Genomic DNA, 11,316 nt, shown 5'->3' on the forward strand with positions numbered 1-11,316 from the left:
GTCGCGGTCGAACTCAACGGCCGCCCACGCAAAACGCTCGGCTGGGACACCCCAGCCGAGCGCTTCGCTAAACTCCTGGCCGAAACCAGTTAATCAACCTGTGTTGCAACGACCCCTGGAATCCGCCGAAACGCGGAACGGCCCGCCGCAAAAGCGACAGGCCGTTCCGGCGGACACCAATTCAGACGGACAGCGGTTGCGAATCCGAACGCACCGGAGCCGGCAGTTCCCCGGCCGCACCCAGATAGTCGTGGATCGCCGACGCGGCGGCCCGGCCCTCGGCGATCGCCCAGACGATCAGGGACGCGCCCTTGTGCATGTCGCCCGCGACGAAGACACCGTCGGCGCCGGTCTGCCAGTTCAGGTCCGCGTCCAGCACGTTGCGCCGGTTGCGGGTCAGGCCGAACTGCTTCAGCAGCGGCTGGTCCTCGGTGCCCTCGAAACCGATGGCGAGCAGCACCAGGTCGGCGCGGAGCTCGCGCTCCGAGCCGGGCACGGCGGTGACGGTACGGACCCCGTCGATCCGCTGCACCTGCACCTCGGCGAGCCGGATCGCGACCAGGTCGCCGTTCTCGTCACCGACGAACTCCTGCACGGCCACGCCGAAGACGCGCTCGCCGCCCTCCTCGTGGGCCGCGTAGTTGCGCAGGATCATCGGCCAGGTCGGCCACGGGTCCTTGACGCCGGTGCGGATGTCCGGCGGCAGCGGGTACTGGTCGAGCTGGGTCACCGAGGCCGCACCCTGGCGGTGCGCGACACCGAGGCAGTCGGCGCCGGTGTCACCGCCGCCGATGATGATCACGTGCTTGCCCTTGGCGTCGATCGGCGTCGAGTCCTGCAGGCCGGCGACCATCCGGTTCGCCGGGACCAGGTGCTCCATCGCGAGGTGCACGCCGTTGAGGTGGCGGCCCGGGGTCTCCGGGGTGTCCCGGCCGGACAGCGCGCCCGCGGCCAGCAGCACCGCGTCGTACCGTTCCCGCAGGTCGTCGGCGGTGATGTCGGTGCCCACGTCGACGCCGGTCTGGAACACCACGCCCTCGGCGGCCATCTGCTCGAGCCGGGTGTCGATGACGTGCTTCTCGATCTTGAAGTCCGGGATCCCGTACCGCAGCAGACCGCCGATGCGATCGTCGCGCTCGTAGACCGTGACCGCGTGCCCGGCCCGCGCCAGCTGCTGCGCGGCCGCCAGGCCCGCCGGGCCGGAACCGACCACCGCGACCGACTTGCCGGACGCCGTCGGCGCCGGCTGCGGCACCAGGCCGCGCCCGAAGGCGTAGTTGGCGATCTCCACCTCGACCTGCTTGATCGTCACCGGGTCGTCGGCGATGCCCAGCACGCAGGCCGCCTCGCACGGCGCCGGGCAGAGCCGGCCGGTGAACTCCGGGAAGTTGTTCGTCGCGTGCAGCGACTCGACGGCCGACTCCCACCCACCGGTACGGACCAGGTCGTTCCAGTCCGGGATCCGGTTGCCCAGCGGGCAGCCGTCGTGGCAGAACGGGATGCCGCAGTCCATGCACCGCGTCGCCTGGTCCCGGATGAGCTCCTCGCCGGCCGGCGGGTACACCTCTTTCCAGTCCATCAACCGGATCGGGACCGGACGCCGCTTCGGGAGCTGCCGCTCGTAGCGGAGGAAACCGTTCGGATCAGGCACTGGTAACCCCCATGACCGCCTCGTCCACGTTGCGACCGGCGGCTTCGGCGGTCCTGATCAGTTCCATCACGCGCTTGTAGTCGCGCGGCACCACCGCGGTGAACCGCTCCACCGCGACCGGCCAGTCCTTGAGCAGCCGGCCGGCGACCGCGGAGTCGGTCTCGGCGTGGTGCTTCTCGACGAGCGAGCGCAGCACGTCGCGCTCCTCGTCGTTGAGCGGTGCGAGATCCACCAGCTCGGGGTTGACGAGCGACTGGTTCAGGTCCAGGACGAACGCCTTGCCGCCGCTCATGCCGGCCGCGAAGTTGCGCCCGGTCGCGCCGAGCACCACCACCACACCACCGGTCATGTATTCGCAACCGTGGTCACCGACGCCCTCGACGACCGCGGCGCCACCGGAGTTGCGCACCGCGAACCGCTCGCCGACCCGGCCGCGGAGGAACAACTCGCCGCCGGTGGCCCCGTACAGGATGGTGTTGCCCGCGATGGTGTTCTCCTCGGCCACGAACGGGGCGTCCTCGGCCGGCCGGACGATCACCCGGCCACCGGAGAGGCCCTTCGCCACGTAGTCGTTCGTGTCACCGATCAGCCGCAGCGTCACGCCGCGCGGCAGGAAGGCGCCGAACGACTGGCCGCCGGTGCCGCGCAGGGTGAACGAGATGGTGTCGTCGGGCAGGCCGTTGCCGCCGTACCGCCGGCTGACCTCGCCGCCCAGCATCGCGCCGATGCTGCGCTGGTCGTTGCGGGCCGACACCTCGGCGCGGACCGGCGTGCCCTTGATCAGAGCCGGCTGGGCCAGCGCGATCAGCTCGTTGTCCAGCGCCTTCTCCAGGCCGTGGTCCTGGGCGACCACGCCGCGGCGGGACGCGCCCTCGGGCAGCTCCGGCACGTAGAGCACCGGCGCCAGGTCGAGGCCCTTGGCCTTCCAGTGGTCGACCGCCTGGGCCACGTCGAGCACCTCGGCCTGGCCGATCGCCTCGTCGATGCTGCGGAAACCGAGCTCGGCCAGGATCTCCCGGACCTCCTCGGCGAGGAACATGAAGAAGTTCTCCACGAACTCCGGCTTGCCGGTGTAGCGCTCGCGCAGCACCGGGTTCTGCGTGGCGATGCCGACCGGGCAGGTGTCCAGGTGGCAGACCCGCATCATGATGCAGCCGGAGACGATCAGCGGAGCCGTCGCGAAACCGAACTCCTCGGCGCCCAGCAGCGCCGCGATCACCACGTCCCGGCCGGTCTTGAGCTGGCCGTCGACCTGCACGGTGACACGGTCGCGCAGCCGGTTCAGCAGCAGCGTCTGCTGCGCCTCGGCCAGGCCCAGCTCCCACGGGGTGCCGGCGTGCTTGAGCGAGTTCAGCGGGGACGCGCCGGTGCCGCCGTCGTGGCCGGAGATCAGGATGACGTCGGCCTTCAGCTTCGCGACACCCGCCGCGACGGTACCGACACCGATCTCGGAGACCAGCTTGACGTGCACTCGGGACGCCGGGTTGACCATCTTGAGGTCGTGGACCAGCTGGGCCAGGTCCTCGATGGAGTAGATGTCGTGGTGCGGCGGCGGCGAGATCAGGCCGACACCCGGGGTGGCGTGCCGGGTCTTGGCGACCCACGGCCACACCTTGTTGCCGGGCAGCTGGCCGCCCTCACCGGGCTTCGCGCCCTGCGCCATCTTGATCTGCAGGTCGTCCGCGTTGACCAGGTATTCGCTTGTCACGCCGAACCGGCCGGACGCGATCTGCTTGACCGCGGAACGGCGCTCCGGGTCGTACAGCCGCTCGACGTCCTCGCCGCCCTCACCGGTGTTCGACTTGCCGCCGAGGCGGTTCATCGCGATGGCCAGGGTCTCGTGCGACTCCGCGGAGATCGAGCCGTAGCTCATCGCGCCGGTGGCGAACCGCTTGACGATCTCGCTGGCCGGCTCGACCTCGTCCACCGGGATGGGCGTCCGGTCCGGCTTGAACCGGAACAGACCCCGCAGGTGACCGGCGTCGGCCGACAGCTGGTCCACCTTCTGGGTGTACTTGCGGAAGACGTCGTACTGCTTGGACCGCGTCGCGTGCTGCAACAGGAAGACGGTCTCCGGGTTGAACAGGTGGATCTCGCCCTCGCGGCGCCACTGGTACTCGCCGCCGACCTCGAGACGCCGGTGCGCCCGCTCGGCCGGGTTCGCCGGGTACGCCTTCTCGTGGCGCGCCTTGACCTCGGCGTGGATGCCGGCCAGGCCGACACCGCCGATCCGGCCCGAGGTGCCCGCGAAGTAGCGCTGGAGCAGCTTGTTCTCCAGGCCGACGGCCTCGAAGACCTGCGCGCCGCAGTACGACGAGACGGTCGAGATGCCCATCTTCGACATGATCTTCAGGACGCCCTTGCCGAGCGCCTTGACGTAGTTGCGGACCGCCGTGCGCGGGTCGATCCCGGCCAGCGTGCCGGTGGCGATCAGGTCGTCGACGCTCTCGAAGGCGAGGTACGGGTTGACCGCCGCCGCACCGAAACCGATGAGCGTGGCGACGTGGTGCACCTCGCGGCAGTCACCGGACTCCACCACCAGCGCCACCTGGGTGCGCGTCTGCTCCCGGACCAGGTGCTGGTGCACGGCCGCGGTGAGCAGCAGCGACGGGATCGGCGCCAGGTCGGCGTTGGAGTCGCGGTCGGAGAGCACGAGGATGCGTACGCCGTCCTCGATCGCCTCCGACACGTGCCGGCAGATCTGGGTGAGACGGGCCTTGATGCCGGCGGCGCCGTCCCGCAGCGGGTAGAGCCCGGAGACCCGGACCGCCTTGAAACCGGGGAGATCGCCGTCCTCGTCGATGGAGAGCAGCTTGGCCAGCTCGTCGTTGTCGATCACCGGGTAGGGCAGCACGACCTGACGGCAGCTCGCCGGACCGGGGTCGAGCAGGTTCGCCTCCGGGCCGATCGTCATCGAGAGGCTGGTGACCAGCTCCTCCCGGATGGCGTCCAGCGGCGGGTTCGTGACCTGCGCGAACAGCTGGTGGAAGTAGTCGAACAGCAGCCGCGGCCGGGTGGAGAGCGGCGAGATGGGGGTGTCCGTGCCCATCGAGCCGAGCGGCTCCGCACCGGTCCGCGCCATCGGCGCCACCAGGATCTTGAGTTCTTCCTCGCTGTAGCCGAACACCTGCTGGCGGCGGGTCACCGAGTCGTGCGTGTAGATCACGTGCTTGCGGGCGGGCAGGTCACCGAGCTCGATCAGGCCGGCGTGCAGCCAGTCCGCGTACGGCTCGGCGGCGGCCAGCTCCGCCTTGATCTCGGCGTCGTGCACGATCCGGCCGGCCTCGGTGTCGACCAGGAACATCTTGCCCGGCTGGAGGCGGCCCTTCGCCACCACCTGACCCGGCTCGAAGTCGATCACGCCGGCCTCGGAACCGAGCACCACGAGACCGTCGGCGGTGTGCCACCAGCGGCCCGGGCGCAGGCCGTTGCGGTCCAGCACGGCGCCGATGACGGTGCCGTCGGTGAACGCCACGGCGGCCGGGCCGTCCCACGGCTCCATCAGGCTCGCGTGGAACCGGTAGAACGCGCGGCGCGCCGGATCCATGTCCGGGTCGTTCTCCCACGCCTCCGGGATCATCATCAGCACCGAGTGCGGCAGGCTGCGGCCGGCCAGGTGCAGGAGCTCCAGGACCTCGTCGAAGCTCGCCGAGTCGGACGCCTCCGGCGAGTTGATCGGGAAGAGCCGCTTGATGTTGCCGGGCAGGTTCGGCGAGGAGAGCAGCGCCTCGCGGGCGGCCATCCAGTTCTTGTTGCCGCGGATCGTGTTGATCTCACCGTTGTGCGCGATCAACCGGTACGGGTGCGCCAGCGGCCACGAGGGGAACGTGTTCGTCGAGAACCGGGAGTGCACGAGCGCGATCGCGCTGTCCACCCGCTCGTCGGTCAGGTCCGGGAAGAACTCCGGGAGCTGCTCCGGCGTGAGCATGCCCTTGTAGGTCACGGTCCGCGAGGAGAGCGACGGGAAGTACAGCGCGATGCCACGCTGCGACGTCTCCCGCTCGGCCTGCTTGCGGATGCAGAACGCCACCCGGTCCAGCTCGATGCCGGAGAGCTGCTCGCCGGCCCGGCCGGCGGGCGAACCGGTGAGGCGGCTCGCGGCCAGGAAGACCTGCCGGATCGCCGGGCGCGCGTCCTCGGCGGTGGCGCCCAGGTCGGACGGGTCCACCGGCACGTCACGCCAGCCGAGCACCTCGCCGCCCTCGACGAGCACGTACTTCTCGAAGATCTTGATGGCCCGGGCCGCGTCGTCGGGGTCGGCCGGCAGGAACACCAGACCGGCGGCGTACGCACCGGCCGGTGGCAGCTCGAAGCCGGCGACCGCGCGGTAGAACGCGTCCGGAACCTGGATCATGATGCCGGCGCCGTCGCCGGTGTTCTGCTCGGCGCCGCGGGCGCCCCGGTGGTCCAGGCGGATCAGCGCCGAAAGGCCCTTGGCGACCACGTCATGGGAACGACGTCCGTGAATGTCGGCAACAAAGGCCACACCGCAGGCGTCTCGCTCGTATGCCGGGTCGTACATCCCCTGGGGGTGCGGATATGCCACCGGGCCTCCTGTCGTCACTGGTGTTTCGTTTCGAGGTCGGGACGACGTCGGCCCTGCAAAGTCTCTTGAGTCTACGTTAAGAGACACTGATCTCCGCCAGATGCGGATTGATCACACCTCGCCTCGGAAGTGCGCGCATCACGTGCTCACATCGAGTGTCACATCGAGTGCTCGCTCACGTGCTCGCATCCGAAGTGCGGAAGGAACTGAATAGCACAGCCGGTGCATCGACCGGTAGTCTCGCGCGATGGCGCCAGTGGATTCCGGCCTCTTCGACCGACTCGAACGGTTCTACGACGCTTTGCCCCGCCCCTGGGCGCGGACCGAAGAGATCGGCTCACTGACTCTCTTCATCCGCGAGGGAGAGGGCTGGCCCTACTATGCACGGCCGCGCCCGGGTTCGCACACCCCCTCCGCCGCGGACCTCGTCGACACCCGGCAGCGGCAGCGTGAGCTAGGCCTCCCGGAAGCCTTCGAGTGGGTGCACGAGACAACCCCCGACCTGCTCGCGGTGGCCCCCTCCGCAGGCCTCGACGTGCTGCAAGCACCCCTGCTCGTGCTGGACCCGGCGGCGCTCGTGCCCGACCTGCCGCTGCGCGACGCCAAGCTCCGCTACCTCGACCCGGCCGCACCCAGCTTCGCCGCCGACCTGCGCGCCGCACGCGCCGTCGCCCGCCTCGGCTTCGGCGCCCCCGCCCACCGCACAGCCCTGGAGATCAGCGAGAACACGCTCGTCATCGAAGCCGCCGGCCCGGCCGAGCGGGACGCGGCGCCGGCGCTGACCGAGGAGGCGGTTCGGCAGGCCCGGGACATGTTCGCGAGCGGCGACTACGTCACCGTCGTGGCCGAGTCGCCCACCGAGGGCATCCTGGCTGCGGCGACCAGCCAGCGGGTGGGCGAGGTCGCCGAGATCGTCGGGGTGGCCACGCTGCCCTCGGCGCGCAACCGCGGCTACGCCTCCCAGCTCACCGCCACCCTCGCCGGCCGCCTGCTGACCCTCGGCGTCAACCTGATCTTCCTCGCCGCTGGCGACGACGACGTGGCGCGCCTCTACACCCGCGTCGGCTTCCGCCGGGCCGGCACGGCCTGCATCGCCTCACCGGCGGCCGCCCCACTGTGATCTTCCAGGCCTCCGCGACTCGCTCACACTTCCCAGATTATGGTACGGCGTAAGGGTTGAGTCGCAGGTCGGCCCTTACGCGCCACGGTGTTGTCAGCGATTACAGCCCACCGACCCGTCCCCACCGGACGAGTGAACCTCGTTCCCAAACTCTGATCTTGCGGCCCCGGGGGCCCTGCGGTCCTGCACGGTAGGTCCTCGGGCGGTAGGCGCTCCTTCTGCCGGCTCTCGCGGTGGCGGCTCTCCTGCCGGCCCGCGCGGTAGCGGCTCTCCCGCCGGCCCGCGCGGTAGCGGCTCTCCCGCCGGTCTGCGCAGTAGCGGCTCTCCCGCCGGTCTGCGCTGGTAGAACGTCTGTGGGCGGAGCATGTTGCGCAGAATGTCCAGTCGGTGGCGGCCGGCAAGGCAGACGAGTGTGGCGCAGTGCTCCTTGCCTTCGTCTCCGTCGAGGTCCCCGAGCAGGTAGCCGCGATCGACTGCGCCCGGTCCACGCGGCGTTGTTGATCTGCTAGCGCTACGAAATCGCTGTGATCATGGGGTCAAAACCGCGATTTCGTAGCGCTAGCAGATCAACATCTCGCCAGGGACGGCGCAGCCGGCACCACCGGGGCCAGGGCGCGAAGACCCGGGCGGCCCCGCTGTCCACCACCACCGGGCCAGGGCGCGAAGACCCGGGCAGCCCGCTGCCCAGCACCACCGGGCCAGGACGCGAAAACCCGGGCAGCCCGCTGCCCAGCACCACCGGGCCAGGACGCGAAAACCCGGGCAGCCCGCTGCCCAGCACCACCGGGCCAGGACGCGAAAACCCGGGCAGCCCCGCTGTCCGGCACCAGCCTGGGCCTGGTCTCATGCGCGGGCGGCATCGGCTGGACGGCGACAAGGGCGCGGGGCCTCCGGCGAGGGGGCGTGTCCCCTCTCGCACGCCGCGCTCGCGGACCACCGCCGATCCGGCCGCAGACTCGAGGAGTGGTGGCCGCGATGGTCGGCCCGAGCGGAGCCGCTGCGGGTCGGATCAACGCTGAGGGTGAAAACGACCGGACCCGTGGACGTCGACCACCTCGTCGCCTCGATCAGCACCACGGTCGGCCGACCCGCTTGCCGCTGAGCCGAGACATCAACCCGACGCCCCTGCCAGCACCGGCCGCACCGTAGCTGACCGGCCCACCTCGCCCGGTCGAGCCGTGCCGTGCCGGGGCGGCGCGGGCCGGAGGGCAAGCGGGGCCGGGCCAAAACCGGAGGGCGAGCCGAGCCGGGCGGGGGCGAGCCGGGGCGGCGCGGGCCGGAGAAGCAGGCGGGGACCGGGCCAAACCGGAGGGCGAGCCCAGCGGCGCGGGGGCGGGCGAACCGAGCTGGGATCCACTCCGGGCCGGGGCCGGCTACTCCGGTGGGGCCCAGTCGGTGACCGGGTCCAAGGTCCGGCCCAGGAAACGTGGCCGCATGTGGCTCAGTGCCGCATCGCGGGCGCGCAGCGCCAGCCGGCCTCGGGCCTGCACGACAGCGGACATCCGGCGGTTCTCGCGGACCACCGTCGTGGTGCGGGGGCGGCGCAGGCGGCTGTAGGTTTCCACGGCCTCGCCCAGGCCGTCGCCCGCGGGGATGTCGGCCATCAGGGTGCGCAGCGTGGCCGCGTCCTCGAACGCCAGGCAGGCGCCCTGACCGAGGTGGTGCGGCATGGCGTGGGCGGCGTCGCCGATCAGGACCACACCGCCGGGGCCGGAACGGTACCCGTAGGCCCGGGGCAGGGGGCGCAACTCCCGGACGCCCTGCGGAACCAGGTCTTCGGGGCGGGTCGCGGCCAGCAGGGCACCGACCGGTTCGTGCCAGCCCGCGAACCATCGGCGCAGCAGCGCCAGCTGGGTGTCCGGCGATTCGGGCCGGGGTGCGCCGGCGGCGGTGGCCACCCAGTAGACGCCGCCCCGGCCTGCCGCGTGCTCGCCGAGGGGCACGGCGACGAAGCGGTAGCCGGAACCCAGGGTCTCCCCGCCGACGAACCCGGCTCCGGACTCGGCCCCGGACCTGGCCACGGACCCGGACCTGGACCCGGAGAAAGCACCGCCCCAGCCCGCACGTGGCGCGACCGCAGCGAAGTCGGCCCCGCGGCGGGGGCCAGACACAACGTCATCAGCCCCACGCCGAGACCCGGGCACGACGTCGCCAGCCCCACGCCGAGACCCGGGCACGACGTCGCCAGCCCCGCGCCGAGACCCGGGCACGACGTCGCCGGCCCCGCGCCGAGACCCGGGCACGACGTCGCCAGCCCCACGCCGAGGTCCGGGCGTGGCCCGTGGGACGGAGCGGGTGGGCAGGTCCGGGACCCGGAAGGCGGGGATCACGGCCTGCCAGGCGGCCAGGCCGGCGCCCTGGGCGATGGACTCCGGTGCCAGCGTCGCGCGGACCCGGCTGTCGATCCCGTCGGCGCCGACCAGCAGGTCGGCCTCGATCAGGGTGGTGCCGTCGCCGGCGGCGGGCCGCCGGGCCGGGCCGGTGAGCACGGTCGTCACGTCGAAGCCGGTGCGGATCTCGACCCGGTCGCCGAGGCCGGCGATCAGGGCGTCGTACAGGTCTTCCAGGTGCACGGCGGCCGGCGCGGGGCCGGTGCCGGCGCGGGCCCGGGGTGCGACGAGCCACTGCCCGTCGGGCCGGCGCACCCCGCCGTCGGGCAGGGGTGACGCGATCGCCGACCAGCCGCCGTCCGGGTCGAGGGCGGCCAGCGCCCGCTGCCCGTTGGGCCAGAGCACGACGGCTGTGGGTGGCGGCGCCACCCGTTCGGAGCGTTCCAGGACGGTGACGTGCCAGCCGGCACGGGACAGGGCGCCGGCGGCGGCGAGCCCGGACATGCCCGCGCCCACCACCACGGCCGTTCGCATGCCGGGCCCGGGATCAGTTGTCGTCGGAGGCGGCCGGTGCCACGGCGACGGGGTCGCCGGTCGCGGGTGGCAGCACACCGGTCCGCTGGTATTCCCGGAACCGTTCCTCGCTGACCACCTGGTAGGCGGCCGGCGGCGGCGCGGCGGCGGGGGGTCCGGCGGCCGAGACGTCGACCTGCGACACATCACCGGCCGAGGAGGAGATGGCGGCCGAGGAGGAGTCCGGCGCCGGGGCGGTCTCGGGCGCGTCGATCGGCACCACGTACTCCCGGGGGCCACGCACCACGGCGAAGTAGACCGCCGCGGCCAGGAAGATGATGATCGAGGTGAAGACGTTGAGGCGTACGCCGAAGAAGGTGTTGGCCTCGTCGGTGCGCAGCATCTCGATCCAGACGCGACCGGCCGTGTACGCCATCACGTAGAGCGCGAAAGCCCGCCCCCGGCCGAACTTGAACTTCTTGTCCAGCAGCCAGACGAATCCGGCGACGCCGAGGTTCCAGAGCAGCTCGTAGAGGAACGTCGGGTGGTAGAGCTCGGGCTTCGTCACCGGCTCGCCGTCGATCATGGTGGCGTGGCCGGGGTTGGCCGAGTCCATCTCGTGGATCTCGAGGCCCCAGGGCAGCGTGGTGACCTTGCCGTACAGCTCGTTGTTGAACCAGTTGCCGAGCCGGCCGATCGCCTGCGCGACGGGCAGCGCCGGGGCGAGCGCGTCGGCGAAGACGCTGAGCGGCAGCCCGATCTGGCGGGCCGCGATCCAGGCGCCGAGGGCACCGCCGATCACCGCGCCCCAGATGCCGAGGCCGCCCTCCCAGATGTAGAGGGCCCGGATCGGCTCACCGCCGGCTCCGAAGTAGTCCTGCGGCGACGTGATCACGTGGTAGATCCGGGCGCCGACGATGCCGAACGGCACCGCCCACACCACCATGTCGAGCGAGACCCACGGCGCCACACCCCGGTGACGCAGGCGCTTCTCCATCAGGAGCGCGGCGACGACCATGCCGGCGATGATGCAGAGCGCGTAGGCCCGGATCGGGAACGGCCCGAGGTGCCACACGGACGTCGTCGGACTGGGGATGGCGGCGATGTTCACGGGTGCACACGCTACCGCCGCGCGGGCCCGGCGTGAGCGCCGGGC

The 11,316-nt window shown here is 71.8% G+C and carries 5 protein-coding genes; 1 reads left to right on the forward strand and 4 read right to left on the reverse strand.

Annotated elements, in window-relative coordinates; all coding sequences use genetic code 11:
* Positions 1 to 181: 181 nt before the first annotated feature.
* Both LPA41_RS35965 and gltB read right to left on the reverse strand, forming a co-directional pair.
* The gene (locus LPA41_RS35965; protein WP_229075728.1) at positions 182 to 1,651 is read right to left on the reverse strand and encodes a glutamate synthase subunit beta; all 1,470 of its coding nucleotides are present in this window, start codon (positions 1,649 to 1,651) and stop codon (positions 182 to 184) included.
* A complete protein-coding gene (gltB, locus tag LPA41_RS35970) occupies positions 1,644 to 6,173 on the reverse strand; it encodes a glutamate synthase large subunit (RefSeq protein WP_229075785.1) in 4,530 nt (1,509 codons plus the stop codon). The genes LPA41_RS35965 and gltB overlap by 8 nt, the downstream gene beginning before the upstream one ends.
* A 271-nt stretch (positions 6,174 to 6,444) precedes the next feature.
* On the opposite strand from gltB, the gene LPA41_RS35975 reads away from it, so the two are divergent.
* A complete protein-coding gene (locus LPA41_RS35975; RefSeq protein WP_229075729.1) occupies positions 6,445 to 7,317 on the forward strand; it encodes a GNAT family N-acetyltransferase in 873 nt (290 codons plus the stop codon).
* A 1,373-nt stretch (positions 7,318 to 8,690) separates the two neighbouring features.
* On the opposite strand, the gene LPA41_RS35980 is transcribed toward LPA41_RS35975, so the two are convergent.
* Both LPA41_RS35980 and lgt read right to left on the reverse strand, forming a co-directional pair.
* Positions 8,691 to 10,181, reverse strand: a complete 1,491-nt coding sequence (locus LPA41_RS35980; protein ID WP_229075730.1) for an NAD(P)/FAD-dependent oxidoreductase — start codon at positions 10,179 to 10,181, stop codon at positions 8,691 to 8,693.
* A 13-nt stretch (positions 10,182 to 10,194) separates the two neighbouring features.
* Positions 10,195 to 11,271, reverse strand: a complete 1,077-nt coding sequence (gene lgt, locus LPA41_RS35985; RefSeq protein WP_229075731.1) for a prolipoprotein diacylglyceryl transferase — start codon at positions 11,269 to 11,271, stop codon at positions 10,195 to 10,197.
* Positions 11,272 to 11,316 lie beyond the last annotated feature (45 nt).

The sequence above is a fragment of the Actinoplanes sp. DH11 genome (assembly GCF_020873875.1).
Classification (GTDB): domain Bacteria; phylum Actinomycetota; class Actinomycetes; order Mycobacteriales; family Micromonosporaceae; genus Actinoplanes.

Bases quoted from the DNA above. Each gene is read 5' to 3' on its own strand.
- gltB (WP_229075785.1), bottom strand. From the start codon at position 6,173: ATGTACGACCCGGCATACGAGCGAGACGCCTGCGGTGTGGCCTTTGTT.
- LPA41_RS35975 (WP_229075729.1), top strand. From the start codon at position 6,445: ATGGCGCCAGTGGATTCCGGCCTCTTCGACCGACTCGAACGGTTCTAC.
- LPA41_RS35980 (WP_229075730.1), bottom strand. From the start codon at position 10,181: ATGCGAACGGCCGTGGTGGTGGGCGCGGGCATGTCCGGGCTCGCCGCC.